This window comes from Falsiroseomonas sp., assembly GCF_051860665.1.
GTDB lineage: Bacteria > Pseudomonadota > Alphaproteobacteria > Acetobacterales > Acetobacteraceae > Falsiroseomonas.
In genome coordinates this window covers 1-15,321 of record NZ_JBHYDM010000040.1, presented here as the reverse complement: position 1 = coordinate 15,321, position 15,321 = coordinate 1, and the positions used below count along the sequence as shown (strand labels likewise).

Genomic DNA, 15,321 nt, shown 5'->3' with positions numbered 1-15,321 from the left:
GCAGGCTTGCCCAGGGGGGCGGAGGTGGCAAGGGCAGGGCGCTTGGCCTAAGTCTTGGGAAGCCGCACCTTCGCGGCAGCACACTGGGCCGGGCGCCGCATGGACAACGACGATTTCCTGATCCTCCGCAGCGGTGAGGCCGAGGGGGTGGTGACCCCGGAGGAGGCGCTGGAGGCGGTCACGGAGGCCTGGCGCGAATACGGCCAGGCCCGCCAGGTGCTCTCCGACCCGCCCAGCCTGCGGCTCGCGACCCCCGGCGCGCAGTTCCGGGTGAAGGGCGCGATGCTGCCGGACTCGGGCCTCGCCGGTTTTCGGCTGTTGTCGGAAGGCGAGGCGGCGCGGGACTGGTTTTTTCTCACCGACATCCAGGGGCGGCCGCTGGCGCTGATCGAGGCCTCCTGGCTGCGGTCCCTGCGCACGGCGAGCACGGCGGCCCTGGCTGCGAAGCTGCTGGCGGCGCCGGGCGTGACCAGCGCGGCGGTGATCGGCGCCGGCCGGATCGCGGCCCATCTGCCGGCGGCGCTGGCGCTGGCCCTGCCGGGACTCGCCACGCTGCATGTGGCCGCCCGGCAGGCGGAGGCGGTGGAGGCTTTTTGTGCGGCTCGCCAGGGCAGCCTGGCCCTGAAGCTGGAAGCGGCGGCCTCGCCGGCCGAAGCCGCGGCGAAGGCGGGCCTCGTCATCACCGTCAGCAGCGCCACGGCGCCGGTGATCGGCGCCGCGGACCTGGCGCCAGGGGCGACGCTGGTGGCGCTGGGCCAGGCGGATGTGGCGGCGGATGTGCTGGGCTGGGCCGAAGCCTTCTTCGTGGACAGCGCGGATTTCAGCCGCCCCGGCGGCAATCTCGGCGCCTGGATGGCGGCCGGCGCCACCACCGAGCTGGCGCTGGCGCGGCAGGTGGCGCCGGATCTGGGCCTGGTGGCGGCGGGGCTGGCGCCGGGGCGGGGCGCGCCGGGCCAGAATGTGCTGGCGGTGCTGCAGGGCATGGCGATCGGCGACCTCGCCTTGGCCGCCATCGCCTGGCGGAAGGCGCGGCTGCGCAGGCTCGGCCTGCGCTTCGGGCTGGGGGAGGCGGCAGGCCCGCGCTTCCGCGGCCCGACGCCGCGCCGCAACCGCAGCCTGCGGTAGCCCAGGCATGTTCCCGGTGGTGGAGGCAACGGCGCGGGTGGTGGAGAGCACGCCGGTCGGCCGCCGCTACCACCGGCTGCTGCTGGATGCGCCCGCGCTCTCCGCCGCCAGCCGTCCGGGGCAGTTCTTTCATCTGTTGTGCCGGGACGGGGCGGGCAACGGGCCCTATCTGCGGCGGCCGATGAGCATCTGGCGCTGCGGGCCGGGGCGCGAACTCGGCTTCCTGCTGCATGTGAAGGGGCGCGGCACCGCGGCGCTGGCGGCGCTGCGGGCGGGGGATGGGCTTTCGCTGCTCGGGCCGCTCGGCCAGGGTTTCGTCCTGGAACCGGACTGGCGGCGCATCCTGATCCTGGCCCGCGGCGTGGGGCTGGCGACCCTGGCGCCGCTGACCGAAGCCGCCGCGGCCCGGGGCATCGCGGTGCAGGCGGTGCTCTCCGCCCAGGCGCCGGAGGATCTGATGGCCGAAGCCTTCGCCGGCGATTCGGACGCCGCCATCACCGCCGTCTTCGACAGCGACGGCAGCAGCGCCGTGCCGGCCGTGGAGGCGCTGCTGCGCGCGCAGGTCGAAAAGGAATGGCCGGATGCGGTCTTCACCTGCGGCTCCAACCGGCTGTTCCTGCTGCTGCAAAGCCTGGCCGCCGAATACGGCATCCCCGGCCAGATCGCGCTGGAACAGCAGATGGGCTGCGGCCTCGGCATGTGCTTCTGCTGCGTGCGGCAGATCCGCGCGCCGGATGGCAGCGTGCAGAACCTGCGCGTCTGCGCCGAGGGGCCGGTCTTCGACCTGCAGGCGGCGCTGGCATGGTAGACATGGCGGTCCGCATCGGCGGGATGACGCTGGCCAATCCGGTGATGCCGGCCTCCGGCACATTCGGGCCGGAGCTGGCCCAGGTCTTCGACCTGAACCGGCTGGGCGCGCTGGTGACGAAATCCATCACGCCGCACTACCGCGAGGGCAATCCGCTGCCACGCCTCTGCGAGACGGAGGCGGGGGTGCTGAATTCCATCGGCATCCCCGGCAAGGGTCTGGCGCATTTCTGCGCGCATGCCATGGCCGAATGGCGCCGCTTCGCGCCGCCGCTGGTGGTCTCGCTCTCCGCCGACACGGTCGCGGCCTTCGCCGAGGCGGCCGCCAGGCTGGCCGCGACGCCGGGGGTGGCGGCCATTGAAGCAAACATCTCCTGTCCGAATCTGGAGGAGGATGGCCGCGCCTTCGCCATGCATCCGGATTCGGCCGCCGCCGCCATAGCGGCCATGCGCGCGGCCTGCGCGCTGCCGATCTGGGCCAAGCTCTCGCCCAATACCGCCGATATCGCCGCCGTGGCGCGGGCGGTGGAGGCGGCGGGGGCGGATGCGGTGGTGGTGGCCAATACCATCCTGGGGCTCGCCATCGATATCGAGCGGATGGCGCCGAAGCTGGGCGCGGGGATGGGCGGGTTTTCCGGCCCGGCCTTCAAGCCCATCGCGCTGCGGCTGGTCTGGCAATGCGCCCAGGCGGTGCGGATTCCGGTGATCGGCGTGGGCGGCATCGCCAGCACCGAGGATGCGGTGGAATTCCTGATGGCCGGCGCCAGCGCGGTGCAGGTGGGCACCGCCAGCTTCGTCAGCCCCAATGCCATGCTGGCGGTGCTCGACGGGCTGGAAGCTTTTTGCGCGCGGCGCGGCTTCTCGCGGGTTTCGGACCTCACCGGCCTCGCCTTGCCAGGGCGGCTGCGGCCGGCGGCGGAGTGATGCTGCGCCTCTGCCCCACAAGCCATGTGCCGGAGGGCGAGGGCCGCAAGGTGGAGACCGCGGAGGGCGACTTTGCGGTCTTCAACCTCGGTGGCGTGTTCTTCGTGACGCAAAACGCCTGCAGCCACGGGCCGGGGCATCTGGGCGAGGGGCGCGTCTGTGACGGCGAGGTGGAGTGCGACGTGCATGGCGGGCGCTTCGACATCCGCAGCGGCGCCGCGACCCGCGAACCCTGCTGGGAGCCGCTGCTGGTCTGGGATGTGATCCTCGACCAGGGTGAGGTCTGCATCCGGCTCGACCAGGGGCGCACCGCCTGACATGGCCGTCGATTTCCTCGGGCTGGAAGCCTTTCTGTCCATTGCGGAGCGCGGGTCCTTCCGCAAGGCGGCGGCGCATCTGAACCTGTCGCAGACCGGCCTCTCGCACCGCATCCGCAAGTTCGAGGATGCGCTGGGCTGCCGCCTGCTGGCGCGCACCACCCGGCAGGTGACGCTGACGCCGGCGGGGCTGGAACTGGCCGGCCGCGCCCGCGGGCCGGTGGAGGCGCTGGTCGCGGTCCTGTCCGAATTGCGCGCCGGGGCGGGGCGGGGGGAGCAGACCGTCACCATCGGCTGCCTGCCCACCATCGCCGTGCACCACATCCCGCGCCTGCTGGTGGAATTCGCCCGCAGCCATCCGACCGTGACCGTGCGCGTCTTCGACAATTCGGCCAGCGAGATCGCCGATGGCGTGGCGCGGGGGGAGGCGGAATTCGGCATCACCATCGTCTCCGCCAACCGGTGGGACCTGGATATCGTCCCCCTGCTGACCGAGGCCTTTGTCGTTGCCTGCCCGGCGACCCATGACTTCGCCAGCCGCCCCCATCTGTCCTGGGCGGAGCTCGAGGGACGGCCGCTGGTGCGCGTCGCGCCGCATACCGGCAATCGCGCCTTGCTGGACGAGGCGCTGGGGCCGCGGCGGGATGCGATGGAATGGCGCTACGAGGTGCAGCACCTGGCCACCGCCATCAGCATGGTGGAGGCCGGCCTGGCGCTGGCGGTGGTGCCGCTGCTGGCGGTGGATGCGGCAGGCTCCCCCGGCGTGGTGGCGGTGCCGCTGCGCGACCCGGGGGTGGTGCGGCGGCTCGGCGTCGTGTCCCGCCGCGGCGTGCCGCTTTCCCCGGCGGCGGAGGCGCTGCTGGCCCTGCTGCGCCGGCATTTTCGGGCACGGCCGAAGGGGCGCGTCACGGCGGCCGGCTGAGACCTGCGCCCGCCGTAGGCGGGCGAGCGGCCGGTCGCGGCACTGCCGTGACCCGCCGCGGCTCGTGCCGCGCAGCCAAGGCCGCGGAGCGGCCGCCCGGCAACTGAGGGCATGCATAAAACTACATAATCGCGCCGTTCTTTCCATTTGTCGCATCGGCCTCGCGCGTCCATCTTCCGGCGAAACCCGCCACCCCGAGGAAGCGCATGCCAAAGTCCGGTCTCGTCATCACCGCCCATCCGGGCGATTTCGTCTGGCGCGCCGGTGGCGCCATCGCGCTGCATGCCAAGCGCGGCTACCGCATGAAGATCCTCTGCATGTCCTATGGCGAGCGCGGCGAGAGCCAGTTCGCCTGGAAGGAGAAGGGCGCCACCCTCGAATCTGTGAAGGCCGGCCGCAAGGCGGAGGCCGAGGCGGCCGCCGCGGTGCTCGGCGCCGAGATCGAATTCATGGATGCCGGCGACTATCCGCTGGGCAATACGCCCGAGATGCTCGACCGCGCCATCGACATCTTTCGCGAGCTGAATCCCAGCTTCGTCCTCAGCCATGCGCTGAAGGACCCCTACAACTTCGACCACCCCGAGGCCGCGCATTTCGCCCAGCAGGCGCGCGTCATCGCCCAGGCGATGGGACACAAGCCGCAGGCCGACTACACCTATTCCGCGCCGGCCATGTTCCTGTTCGAGCCGCACCAGCCCGAGCAATGCGACTTCAAGCCGGATGTGCTGCTGAACATCTCCGAGGTCTGGGAGACCAAGTTCAAGGCCTTCCAGTGCCTGCCCGCCCAGAAACATCTCTGGGCCTATTATGAGCGCGTCGCGCTGAACCGCGGCATGCAGGGCGGCCGCAATTCCGGCAAGCCGATGGTCTATGGCGAGGCCTATATGCGCCTCTTCCCGCAGGCCCTCGAAGAGCTGGTCTGACCATGGCCGGACCGCTCGCCGGGCTGCGTGTGCTCGACCTCTCCTCCGTCGTCGTCGGCCCGGTCTGCACCGGCGTCCTGGCGGAGCAGGGGGCGGAGGTCATCAAGCTGGAGAGCCCGGAGGGCGACCTGCTGCGCAAGCTCGGCGGCAAGGGCCGCACGCCGGGCATGGCGGGCAAGTTCCTTAATTTCAACCGCGGCAAGCGGTCGATCTGCCTGGACCTGAAGCACCCCCGCGCCAAGGCCGTGCTGGCCCGCATCGCCGCGCGCTGCGACATCCTGGTGACCAATATCCGGCCCGAGGCGCAAAAACGCCTCGGCGTGGATGCGGCCACCATGGCGGAAAAACTGCCGCGGCTGATCCACTGCTCGATCGTCGGCTTCCGGACGGATGGCCCCTATGCCGGCAAGCCGGCCTACGACACGGTCATCCAGGGCGTCTCCGGCATCGCCGGCTGCTTCGAGGCCAGCACGGGTGAGCCGCGCTACGTGCCGATGCTGGTGGCGGACCATGTCTGCGGCCTGATCGCGGCCCAGCAGATCGGCTTTGCCCTCTATCGGCGGGAGAAGACCGGGCGCGGCGAGAGCCTCGAAATCCCGATGTTCGAGAATATGGCGGCCTTCGTGCTGCAGGAACATCTGGGCCCGATGTCCTTCCGCCCCGCCCTCGGCCCGCCCGGCGACCAGCGGGTGCTGAGCCCGGAGGCGCGGCCGCTGAAGACGGCGGACGGTTTCGTCTGCGTCTCCGCCAATACCGATGCCCAGGCGCATGGCTTCTTCCGCGCCATCGGCCGGCCGGAACTGATCGAGGATCCGCGCTTCGCCAAGGTCGCGGCCCGCACTGCGCATACCAAGGAATACTTTGCCCTGCGCGCCACGGCGCTGGTGGGCAGGACCACGGCGGAATGGCTGGAACTCTTCACCCAGCACGACGTGCCGGCCATGCCCTACAACACCATCGAATCCCTGCTGACGGACCCCCACCTCCGCGCCACCGGCATGGTGCGAGAGGAGGAGCACCCGACGGAGGGCGCCACCTTCGCCATCGGCGCGCCCAATATCCTCTCGGGCGGCATGGCGCCGACCCTGCCGGCTGCGCAGCGCCTCGGCGCCGCGGGGCGTGACGTGCTGACCGAGGCCGGCCTGACGGCCCAAGAAATCGACGACCTGGCGCAGGACAATGCGCTGATCCAGCCCGAGGAAACCCCATGAACAAGCTGCCTCGCCGCGCCCTGCTGGCCGGCGCCACCCTGCTCGCCACACCCGGCATTTTGCGCGCGCAGTCCAATTGGCCGGAGCGGCCGGTGCGGCTGGTGGTGCCCTTCACCCCCGGCGGCAGCACGGACATCCTGGCCCGCGCCATGGGCGCCGAGCTGCAGGAAGCCTTCGGCCAGCCCTTCGTGGTGGAAAACCGCGCCGGTGCCGGCGGCACGCTGGGCAGCGAGATCGTCGCCCGCGCGGCGCCGGATGGCTATACCATCATGATGGGCCATATCGGCACGCTGGCCGTGAACCCGGCGCTGTACCGCAACCTGTCCTTCGACACGGTCACCTCCTTCGCCCCCATCGTGCTGGTGGCGAATGTCGCCAATATCCTGGCGGTGAACACGCGCAAGCTGCCGATCACCAATGTGCAGGAGCTGATCGCGCGCGCCAAGGCGAATCCGGGCGCCATCACCTATGGCTCCGGCGGCAACGGCTCCGCCGCGCATACCGCGGTGGTGGCCTTCTGCCTGGCGACGGGGATCGAGCTGACGCATGTGCCCTATCGCGGCACCGGCCCGATGATGAACGACCTCATCGCCGGCCAGATCGACATGACGATGACCGGCGGCCCGCCGATCCTGCCGCCGGTGCGCAGCGGGCTGCTGCGGGCCATCGGCGTCTCCTCCCTCCAGCGCCTGTCGAGCGCCGCCGATATCCCGACGCTGGATGAGCAGGGCGTCACCGGCTTCGACGCGGTGCAATGGTACGGGCTGGTCGCCCCCGCCGGCACGCCGCGCCCGATCATCGACCGCATCAACGCCGCCAGCGCTCGCGCCCTGCAGGGCGAGAAGTTGAAGCCGCGCCTGGCGGCGGAAGGGGCGGACGCCGCGCCCGGCACGCCGGAGCAGTTCCGCGACATGATCATCGCCGAGCGCACGCGCTGGGGGGATGTCATCCGCCGCGCCAATGTGACGAATGACTGAGGCGCGCACCATGAACAGCCTTTCGCGTCGCGCCGTCCTCGGCGCCGCCCTCGCTCTGCCGGCCCTCGGCACCGCCCGCGCCCAGGCCTGGGCGCCCAGCCGCCCGATCCGCATCGTCGTGCCCTTCGGCCCCGGCGGCGTCGCGGACCTCACCGCGCGCGCGGTGGCGCAGCGCATCTCGGAACGCCTCGGCCAGCCGGCGGTGATCGACAATCGGCCGGGGGCCGGCGGCATCGTGGCCGGGCAGCAGGTAATGGCGGCACCGGCCGATGGGCATACGCTGCTCGTCGCCTCCAACGGCACCGCCATCAGCAAGGCGCTGTTTCGGCAATTGCCCTTCGACCCGATCGCGGATTTCGCGCCCGTCGTCACCATGGGCGCCTTTCCCATCGCGGTGCTGGTCGCGCCGAATTCGCCGGATCGCGACATCGCCGGCCTGCTGGCGCGGCTGCGGGCGAACCCGGGAAAACTGAACATCGGCAGCATCACCGCGGGCAGCACGCAGAACCTCTCGGCCGAGCTGTTCAAGATCCGCTCCGCCACGCAGTTCGAGACCATCGCCTTCCCGGCCACGCCCGCTTTGACCACGGCGCTGATCCGCGGCGATGTCGATGCGGCCTTCGAGATCACCGGCCCGATCATGGGCCAGATCCAGGCCGGCGCGCTGCGCGTCCTGGCGGTGACCTCGGGCACGCGGGCCCAAAACCTGCCGAATGTGCCGACGCTGACGGAGGCCGGCGTGCCGGATTACGACGCCGCCTCCTGGAATGCGCTGATGGCGCGCACGGGCACGCCGCCCGAGGCCATCGCCGCGATCAATGCCGCGGTGAACGAGGCGCTGGGCAGCGCCGACCTGCGCGCCACCCTGACCGAGGTGGGCGTCGAGCCGCGCGGCGGCACGGCCCAGGCCATGGGCGAACTGCTGCGCGCCGATACCGCGCGCTGGACCGAAGTGATCGAGAAGGCAGGGATTCCGCGCCAGTGAAGAAAGACATCCCCACCTGCAAGGGCCCGGACCCCGATACCCGCACCCCGCGCCTGGTGCTGCCGCCCGGCGCCTGCGATTCGCATTGCCATGTCTTCGGCCCCGGCGCCGTGTTTCCCTATGCCGAGGACCGCGCCTATACGCCGCCCGACGCGCCCTATGAGGGGCTGGTGGCGCTGCACCGGAAACTCGGCGTGTCGCGGGCCGTCATCGTGCATGCCTCCTGCCACGGCAGCGACATGACGGTGACGCTGGACGGCATCGCCCGCTCCAATGGCAGCATGCGCGGCGTCGCGGTGGTGGAGCCCGGCGTGACGGATGCGGAGCTCGCCCGGCTGCATGCGGGCGGCATCCGCGGCGTGCGCTTCAATTTCGTCCGCCACCTCGGCGGCATGCCGGACATGGCCTTCTTCCAGCGCGTGCTGGCCCAGGCCGAGGCACTCGGCTGGCATGTGGTGCTGCACCTGGATGCGCAGGACATCGTGCCCCTGGCCGAGACCATCTCCTCCATCCGCATTCCCTTCGTCATCGACCACATGGCGCGGGTGAAGGCGAAGGAGGGCGTGGCGCAGCCCGCCTTCCGGCAGCTGCTGGAGCTGATGAAGAACCCGCTCGCCTGGGTGAAGATCTGTGGCTCGGAGCGGATCTCCTCCGCCGGCGCCCCCTTCCTGGATGCCGTGCCCTTCGCCCAGGCATTGTTGGCCGCGGCGCCGGATCGCTGCCTCTGGGGCACCGACTGGCCGCATCCGAATATCGCGGGCGACATGCCGAATGACGGCGACCTGGTGGACCTGCTGGGCGCCATGACCGACGACCCCGCGCTGATCCGCCAGGTGACGGTGGACAACCCGACCCGGCTCTACTGGGCCGACTGAGCGAACCATCAGGCCCCTCGCGCGTCCTGTCCTGTGACAGACAGCGAGGGGGTTTCGATGTCCGGTCAGCGGAAATGGCTTTTTGCGGTTCTGGGCCTGGCCTGCATGGGTGGTGCGCCGGCCTTCGGCGATGAGCCCGCGGGGCGCGTGCTGCAGGGCGAGGCCTCCTATTACCACCCGCGCTTCCACGGCCAGCGCATGGCCAATGGCGAGCGTTTCGACGCGCAATCCGATGCCGCGGCCAGCCGGACGCTGCCCTTCGGCACCATCGCACGGGTCACCAATCTGGAGACGGGGCAGACCGCGCAGGTGCGGATCGCCGATCGCGGGCCGCATTCGCGGCGGCGCATCCTGGATGTGAGCCCGCGCACGGCGCGGCAACTCGGCATGCGGAACAGCGGCACGGCGCGGGTGCGGGTGGTGCCGATCGCGGTGCCGCAGGGTGGGGGCGCGGCGCCGCGGGGCAGCCTGACGACGCGCTCCGGCCTGATCGTCCGACAGGCCGCGGCGGCGCCGGTGCCGCGGGCAGCGCGGACCACGGCGCTGACCGGCGCACGCCCGTCGGTGAGGGGGGCGAGGGCGACACCCCGCAGCGCAGCTCGGACAACGGCCGCCCGCGCCGTGCCGCGGTCGGCGCCCCGCAGCCAGGGGCGCCGCTGAGTTCAGGCAGCGCGCTGCCGGCGGCGGACCAGGCCCAGGCCGGCCAGGCCCAGGCCGAACAAGGCCAGGCTGGCCGGTTCCGGCACCGGCACGGGATCGCTGCTGCGGAAATCCAGGCGCGTCGGCTGGCTGTGCATCTCGCCGCGGCCGTCATAGCTGGCGGCGAAGAGGCTGCCCTCGATCGGCGTGTGATTGCGCACCGCAGCCTGCGGCGCCAGCACCGTGCCGCCCCATTGCCGCTGGAAGTCGAGGCTCGTCGCATCGACAAAGTTCCAGATAACGTCGCGGGCCACGGAGGTCGCGTTCAGGAAGTTGGCCTGGCCGGTATAGGAGGTGCCGGTGACGTTGAAGATCGCCCCCTCCCGCCCGTTCAGGTTGACGCTGAAGGAGGCGAAGGCGGAGAGCTCCGCGACCGTCACGTTGAACACGGCCAGGCCTTCGCCGGCGCTGGCCGTGATCGGCACGTTGTTCGGGAAGCCAGGCGTCGCCGCGCCGGGCAGCGTGCTGTTCGCCGTCATCAGCGCCAGCTCCGCCGACAGGGCGCTCAGCGGCGCGACAAACGTCTCGGCGAAGCTGGGCAGGGGGTTTGGAGCGGCCGCATCCGGCCCGCCGCCGATGGAGCGGCCGCCTCCGCCATTGGTATTGATCGGGCCCGCCGCTGTCCCGGCGATGGTGACGCCGCCGCCATTGTTGACGTTCAGCGGGTTGCTGACGGTGGCGCTGCCATAGACGGTCAGTGCCCGGAACTCCGAGGCCTCGGCCGCCCCGGGATTGTTGAAGAAGGTGGCGCCGCCGACGGCATTGCCACCGACGACCGTGCGGCCCTCGACATCCGAATTGCTCGAGAAATTGCCGGTGGTCACGACGTTGAACTGCCGCAGGATCTCGGTGGCGGTGAGGGGGCCGGCCTGGACGGCCGGCGCGGCGGCGAGAAAGGCGAAGGCCGCGAGGGCGCTGCGGAGCTGCATCAAAAATGTGTCCTGCTGCATGGAAAAGCCAATGCGGCAGGTTAATGCAACCTCGGTGCCAGTCCGGAACGTGCAACAGTTTCAGTCACTTGCCCTGGGCGCCCCGAGGCGGCGCCCGCAGGCTGTAAGGCGCGCCGACAGGTTGGGGCCTGTGGACAGCCGGGCTGCGGGCGCGTCCGGCGGTGCTTTTCCGTGCTGGGTGCTGTCCACCATGCTCGCCGATGGATAGCCATCGGCTCCGCTGTCTTCCTTCCCAGCCCGAAAAATCCCTCGCCGGCCGCATCCCGGCCCCAGCTGTCCACAGGCCCTACATCTGCGCCCGCTGGGTGAGGGTGCCGGCCTCCTCCCGCCGCATCCGCGGATGCGGGCCGGGGTTCAGGCGCCACATGGTGTAGCTGAGGAAGACGGCGAAGCTGACCCAGGCCAGGTAGGGCACCATCAGCCAGGCCGCGGTCGCGGAAATCGGCGCAAACAGGAGGATGCAGGCGAGGATCGACAGCCAGAGCGCCGCGGCCTCGACCACCGCCCAGCCCAGCCTCCGCAGCCCGAAGAAGACCGCCGACCAGCCGGCATTCAGCACCAGCTGCACGGCCCAGACCAGGATCGGCAGGCGGATGCCGTCCTCGCGCCAGACCAGCCAGCCGGCAGCCGCGATCATCAGGTAGAGGAGCGACCAGGCGATCGGGAACAGCCAGTTCGGCGGGTTCCAGGACGGCTTGCGCAGCCCCGCATACCAGGCGCCGGGCTTGAAGATGGCGCCCGTGGAGGCCGCCGCGAAGCAGGCCGCCAGGCAGCCGAGGGCGCCGAGGATAAGGGTCCAGTTCATGGAACCTTGATGGACTTGGGCGCCAAGTCTGTCCACAGGCTTCGCAGCCCCCGGCGGGCGCTCGACCAGCTGTGTTGGTGAACCGCCTGGGTCCGGGCGCCGTTTGCAAGCGGGCGGGAGAGGTCTAGGCTCCATTATTGCAGTTTTATGACAAGGATCGGTCGTGTCGCAGGTCGCACTGCTCGTGGAACTGGCGGGCCATGCCGCGCTGCTGCTCTGGGGGCTGCATATGGTACAGTCCGGCGTGCAGCGCGGCTTTGGGATGCGGCTGCGCCATGTGCTGGGGGTGGGGCTGGGCAGCCGGGCGCGAGCCGTGCTGGCCGGGCTGGCGATCACCGCCGCGCTGCAATCCTCCACCGCCACGGCCTTGATGCTGGGCAGCTTTGCCGCCGGCGCCGGGGTGGCGCTGGCGCCCGCCTTGGCTGGCATGCTGGGCGCCAATCTCGGCACGGCGCTGATCGTGCTGGTGCTGTCCTTCCCCACCGGGGCGCTGGCGCCGGGGCTGGTGCTGGCCGGGGTGGTGACCTTCCGCCGCGGCGCGGCCGGGCGGGCGCGGGATCTCGGCCGGGTGGTGATCGGGCTCGGGCTGATGCTGACCTCGCTGCACCTGCTCGGCCAGGCCATGGCGCTGGTCGAGGCCTCCCCCGCCTTGCACCAGGTGCTCGAGGCGGTCGCCTCCATGCCGCTACCGAACCTGCTGGTGGCGGCAGTGCTGGCCTGGGCGGCGCATTCCTCGGTCGCCGCCATGCTGTTCATCGCGGCGCTGGCCGCCTCCGGCGCCGTGGGCGGGGAGGCCTGCATCGCCATGGTGCTGGGCGCCAATCTCGGCAGCGCCATGAACCCCCTGCTGGCCGCGACCGGGGAGGTGGGGCCGGACCGGGCGCGGCTGCGCGTGGCGCTGGGCAACCTGGCGAACCGGGTGGTGGGGGCGGCGATCGTGCTCGCGGTGCTGCCGCAGGCCGCCACGCTGCTCGGCCCGGTCGGCGCGCTGGCGGCGGCGCAGGCGCATCTCGCCTTCAATATAGGAACGGCCCTGCTGGCCTGGCCGCTGCTCGGCCCGCTCTCCCGCCTGCTGGAACGCTGGGTGCCGGACCGCGCTCAGGCCGAGGATGCCGGCGCCGCCCGCTACCTCGATGCCGGGGCGCTGGAGACGCCGCCCGTGGCACTCGCCAATGCCGCGCGGGAGGTCTTGCGCATTGCCGATGCGGTGGAGGCCATGCTGGTCGCCTCGATAGCCGCCTTCCAGGAGGGCAACCGGGAGGGCCCCAAGGCCGCCAAGCGTCTGGATGACGTGGTGGACCGGCTGCACCGCCAGGTGCAGTTCTACCTGGCGCGCATCCCGCAGGAGGCGCTGGGCGAGGAGGAAGCCCGCCGCCTGGCCGAAATCCGCGCTTTTGCGGTCTCCCTCGAACATGCCGGCGACGTGCTGGACCGGGACCTCGGCGGGCTGGCGACCAAGCGCCTGCGCCGGGGCCTGGTGCTGCCCGCCGATATCGCGGCGGAGATCACCGGACTGCATCTGCGCCTGCAGGCCCAGCTTCGCCTGGCCGTCGCGGTCTTCATGCGGGAGGATGCGGAAGCCGCCCGCCGCCTGGTGCGGGAGAAGGAGGCGCTGCGCGATGCCGAGCGCCTGGCCCTGGCCCGCATGGCGGAGGCCGCGGATCGCAGCGCCGCCGAGGGTGGCGCCGCGGCCGGGCTGCTGCTGGATGCGGTGCGCGACCTGCGCCGGATCGGCGCGCATTTCGCCATGGTGGCGCACCCCCTGCTGGAGCGGCGCGGCGAATTGCTGCCCAGCCGGCTCTCCCCCGAGGCGCGGCTGGAGGAGGAGAGCCTGGCCGGCAGCCAGTAGCGGTCAGTCGGCGGCCAGCGCCACCTCGGTGCGCGCGCTGGTGAGCGTCGCCATATGGTTGCCCAGCTCGCGCCGGCTCTGGTGGAAGGCCACCAGGTCCCGCCCGCGCAGCGGCTCCCCGCCCGGCAGCGCGACCCGCGCCGGGTTCTGCGCCACGCCGGCGATGCGGACCTCATAATGCAGGTGCGGGCCGGTCGACATGCCGGAGGAGCCGACGGCGCCGATCACCGCGCCCTGCCGCACACGCTCCCCGGCCTTCAGCCCGCGGGTGAAGCGCGACATATGGGCATAGACGGTCTCCACACCGCCGGGATGGCGCAGCCGCACGGTGCGCCCATAGCCGCGCTCCATCCGGATGGAGGCGACGACGCCATCCGCCGCGGCGAAGATGGGCGTGCCGGAGGGGGCGCCGAAATCCAGCCCGGCATGGCGGCGGCTATAGCCCAGCACCGGATGGCGCCGCATGCCGAAGCCGGAGGTCAGGCGCGCGCCGTCCAGCGGGGTGCGCAGGAAGCCGCCGCGCAGCGGCCGGCCATCGGCGCGGTACCAGTCGACATCGCCATCCGGTCCGGCATGGCGCCAGACCTCCAGCACCCGGCCGGACAGGGTGAGCGCCGCATAATGCAGCTGGCCATGGCCCAGCAGGTCCCCATCCGGGCCGCGCAGCCGCTCGAAGGCCACCGCGATGCGATCGCCCGGCTGGATGTCGCGCTGGAAGTCGACCTCATGCGAGAGGGCGCGGATCAGCGCATGGGTGAGGGGAGCCGGCAGGCCGGCACGGGTCAGGCTCGGGAAGACCCCGCCGCTGATCGGCGCCTCGATGCGGGCCAGGTGGCGCAGGCGGGGGGTGACAACTTCCTGCACCGACCAACCCTCACCCTGGCGCTGCAGGGCGACGGTATGGCCGGGCTGGGGGGCGATCTCGAGGCCCAGCAGGGCATTCTCGCCATCCAGGCGCAGCCCGACCTCCTGCCCCACCGCCAGGCGGCGCGGTTCGAAGACTGGGGTGAGGGCGGCGATGGCGGCATGGGCCTCCGCGGCCTCCACCCCAGCCTCGTCCAGCAACGCGCCCAGGGTATCGCCTGGCCGGACCGTGACGATTCGCTGCGCCTCCGCCGGTGGTTCCGATGCCTGGGTCTGGGCGAAAGCCTGCGCCGCAGGGGCGGCGAAACCCACACAAAGGCAAAGGGCGAGGCGCAAATTCGATATCATGCTGTTGTCATGTCCCGAGTGGTCCCGGGCGGGAACTTCTTGGCAGGTGGTGGTGAAGTCAACCGAGAAGGCGCATCCGCAATGTAACGTGCGCAGCAATGTCAAGGGGTTGGGAGTTATGGCAGCCATGTGACGTAATGCATGACCCCGTGTTGACTCCCCCCACCCTGGCCCGTAAAAGCCCCCCACCGACGACGAGCCACACGGTTCCGGGTCGGGGCGCCGGAAAGGCGGGGTTGCAAACCGCGGAGAGATCCGCTAGATGCTCTCCCCCGCCGCTAAGGCGACGGTCTCCTCCCTCGCAGCGATGCGGTGGTGCCGGTGGTCAGGGTTCTGGCCTCGGATGAGACATTGTTCTTTCAAGCTGTGTATCTGTTGAGGGAAGAGTATTGGTTGCTCTTTGGCTCTTGTGCTGGGTGCGGCTCACGGTTGTGGGTTGTGTTTGGTTGCGGGGGGAAGGGTGGCCGGATGGATTTATGTTGGTGTTTTTGATTGGGTTGGGATGGGTTTGTGAGTGTTCGTTCGATGCCAGAGATGGTGATTGGATGGATGCGATGATGAACCTGAGAGTTTGATCCTGGCTCAGAGTGAACGCTGGCGGCATGCTTAACACATGCAAGTCGCACGGTCAGCTTCGGTTGGCAGTGGCGGACGGGTGAGGAACGCGTAGGGATGTGTCCAGGGGTGGGGGATAACGTTGGGAAACTGACGCTAATACCGCATGTCTGCTGAGGCAGAAA

15 protein-coding genes and 1 rRNA gene are annotated in these 15,321 nt (G+C 71.0%); 13 read left to right on the top strand and 3 right to left on the bottom strand.

Going from position 1 to position 15,321, the window contains the following annotated elements; genetic code table 11:
* Positions 1-99 precede the first annotated feature (99 nt).
* From ACTIF1_RS24035 to ACTIF1_RS23985, 11 genes are all read left to right on the top strand, one after another.
* Positions 100-1,125 carry a hypothetical protein gene (locus tag ACTIF1_RS24035; RefSeq protein WP_439598988.1) on the top strand — a complete coding sequence of 342 codons (1,026 nt, stop codon included), beginning with the start codon at positions 100-102 and terminating at the stop codon, positions 1,123-1,125.
* A gap of 7 nt (positions 1,126-1,132) precedes the next feature.
* The gene (locus tag ACTIF1_RS24030) at positions 1,133-1,933 is read left to right on the top strand and encodes a dihydroorotate dehydrogenase electron transfer subunit (protein WP_439598987.1); all 801 of its coding nucleotides are present in this window, start codon (positions 1,133-1,135) and stop codon (positions 1,931-1,933) included.
* Positions 1,934-1,935: 2 nt separating this feature from the next.
* Positions 1,936-2,856: a dihydroorotate dehydrogenase gene (locus ACTIF1_RS24025; protein ID WP_439598986.1), complete on the top strand. Its 921-nt coding sequence runs from the start codon at positions 1,936-1,938 to the stop codon at positions 2,854-2,856.
* Complete coding sequence (locus ACTIF1_RS24020; protein WP_439598985.1) at positions 2,856-3,173, top strand: non-heme iron oxygenase ferredoxin subunit; 318 nt, start codon at positions 2,856-2,858, stop codon at positions 3,171-3,173. Before ACTIF1_RS24025 ends, ACTIF1_RS24020 begins: the two co-directional genes overlap by 1 nt.
* A 1-nt stretch (position 3,174) precedes the next feature.
* On the top strand, positions 3,175-4,095 hold the full coding sequence (locus tag ACTIF1_RS24015; protein ID WP_439598984.1) for a LysR family transcriptional regulator: 921 nt from the start codon (positions 3,175-3,177) through the stop codon (positions 4,093-4,095).
* A gap of 206 nt (positions 4,096-4,301) precedes the next feature.
* A complete protein-coding gene (locus tag ACTIF1_RS24010; protein ID WP_439598983.1) occupies positions 4,302-5,018 on the top strand; it encodes a PIG-L deacetylase family protein in 717 nt (238 codons plus the stop codon).
* Positions 5,019-5,020: 2 nt separating this feature from the next.
* Positions 5,021-6,229 carry a CaiB/BaiF CoA transferase family protein gene (locus ACTIF1_RS24005; RefSeq protein WP_439598982.1) on the top strand — a complete coding sequence of 403 codons (1,209 nt, stop codon included), beginning with the start codon at positions 5,021-5,023 and terminating at the stop codon, positions 6,227-6,229.
* Positions 6,226-7,206: a Bug family tripartite tricarboxylate transporter substrate binding protein gene (locus tag ACTIF1_RS24000; protein WP_439598981.1), complete on the top strand. Its 981-nt coding sequence runs from the start codon at positions 6,226-6,228 to the stop codon at positions 7,204-7,206. Before ACTIF1_RS24005 ends, ACTIF1_RS24000 begins: the two co-directional genes overlap by 4 nt.
* A gap of 10 nt (positions 7,207-7,216) precedes the next feature.
* Positions 7,217-8,191 carry a Bug family tripartite tricarboxylate transporter substrate binding protein gene (locus tag ACTIF1_RS23995; RefSeq protein WP_439598980.1) on the top strand — a complete coding sequence of 325 codons (975 nt, stop codon included), beginning with the start codon at positions 7,217-7,219 and terminating at the stop codon, positions 8,189-8,191.
* On the top strand, positions 8,188-9,066 hold the full coding sequence (locus ACTIF1_RS23990; protein ID WP_439598979.1) for an amidohydrolase family protein: 879 nt from the start codon (positions 8,188-8,190) through the stop codon (positions 9,064-9,066). Before ACTIF1_RS23995 ends, ACTIF1_RS23990 begins: the two co-directional genes overlap by 4 nt.
* A gap of 57 nt (positions 9,067-9,123) precedes the next feature.
* Positions 9,124-9,726 carry a septal ring lytic transglycosylase RlpA family protein gene (locus tag ACTIF1_RS23985; protein WP_439598978.1) on the top strand — a complete coding sequence of 201 codons (603 nt, stop codon included), beginning with the start codon at positions 9,124-9,126 and terminating at the stop codon, positions 9,724-9,726.
* Between the two features lie 2 nt (positions 9,727-9,728).
* Here the strand turns inward: ACTIF1_RS23985 and ACTIF1_RS23980 are convergent, their stop codons facing one another.
* Positions 9,729-10,694 (bottom strand): collagen-binding domain-containing protein, encoded by a 966-nt coding sequence (locus ACTIF1_RS23980; protein ID WP_439598977.1) that lies wholly within the window; start codon positions 10,692-10,694, stop codon positions 9,729-9,731.
* A gap of 307 nt (positions 10,695-11,001) precedes the next feature.
* The gene (locus ACTIF1_RS23975) at positions 11,002-11,520 is read right to left on the bottom strand and encodes a TspO/MBR family protein (RefSeq protein WP_439598976.1); all 519 of its coding nucleotides are present in this window, start codon (positions 11,518-11,520) and stop codon (positions 11,002-11,004) included.
* A gap of 163 nt (positions 11,521-11,683) precedes the next feature.
* On the opposite strand from ACTIF1_RS23975, the gene ACTIF1_RS23970 reads away from it, so the two are divergent.
* On the top strand, positions 11,684-13,369 hold the full coding sequence (locus ACTIF1_RS23970; RefSeq protein WP_439598975.1) for a Na/Pi cotransporter family protein: 1,686 nt from the start codon (positions 11,684-11,686) through the stop codon (positions 13,367-13,369).
* 3 nt (positions 13,370-13,372) lie between these two features.
* On the opposite strand, the gene ACTIF1_RS23965 is transcribed toward ACTIF1_RS23970, so the two are convergent.
* Entirely contained in the window at positions 13,373-14,545 is a 1,173-nt protein-coding gene (locus ACTIF1_RS23965) for a M23 family metallopeptidase (RefSeq protein ID WP_439598974.1), read from the bottom strand.
* A gap of 595 nt (positions 14,546-15,140) precedes the next feature.
* Between ACTIF1_RS23965 and ACTIF1_RS23960 the strand changes: the two genes are divergently transcribed.
* Positions 15,141-15,321 (top strand): 16S ribosomal RNA (locus ACTIF1_RS23960); the annotation flags it as partial.

Coding starts and splice junctions, on each gene's coding strand:
- ACTIF1_RS24035 (WP_439598988.1), top strand. CDS start 100: ATGGACAACGACGATTTCCTGATCCTCCGCAGCGGTGAGGCCGAGGGG.
- ACTIF1_RS24030 (WP_439598987.1), top strand. CDS start 1,133: ATGTTCCCGGTGGTGGAGGCAACGGCGCGGGTGGTGGAGAGCACGCCG.
- ACTIF1_RS24025 (WP_439598986.1), top strand. CDS start 1,936: ATGGCGGTCCGCATCGGCGGGATGACGCTGGCCAATCCGGTGATGCCG.
- ACTIF1_RS24020 (WP_439598985.1), top strand. CDS start 2,856: ATGCTGCGCCTCTGCCCCACAAGCCATGTGCCGGAGGGCGAGGGCCGC.
- ACTIF1_RS24015 (WP_439598984.1), top strand. CDS start 3,175: ATGGCCGTCGATTTCCTCGGGCTGGAAGCCTTTCTGTCCATTGCGGAG.
- ACTIF1_RS24010 (WP_439598983.1), top strand. CDS start 4,302: ATGCCAAAGTCCGGTCTCGTCATCACCGCCCATCCGGGCGATTTCGTC.
- ACTIF1_RS24005 (WP_439598982.1), top strand. CDS start 5,021: ATGGCCGGACCGCTCGCCGGGCTGCGTGTGCTCGACCTCTCCTCCGTC.
- ACTIF1_RS24000 (WP_439598981.1), top strand. CDS start 6,226: ATGAACAAGCTGCCTCGCCGCGCCCTGCTGGCCGGCGCCACCCTGCTC.
- ACTIF1_RS23995 (WP_439598980.1), top strand. CDS start 7,217: ATGAACAGCCTTTCGCGTCGCGCCGTCCTCGGCGCCGCCCTCGCTCTG.
- ACTIF1_RS23985 (WP_439598978.1), top strand. CDS start 9,124: ATGTCCGGTCAGCGGAAATGGCTTTTTGCGGTTCTGGGCCTGGCCTGC.
- ACTIF1_RS23980 (WP_439598977.1), bottom strand. CDS start 10,694: ATGCAGCTCCGCAGCGCCCTCGCGGCCTTCGCCTTTCTCGCCGCCGCG.
- ACTIF1_RS23975 (WP_439598976.1), bottom strand. CDS start 11,520: ATGAACTGGACCCTTATCCTCGGCGCCCTCGGCTGCCTGGCGGCCTGC.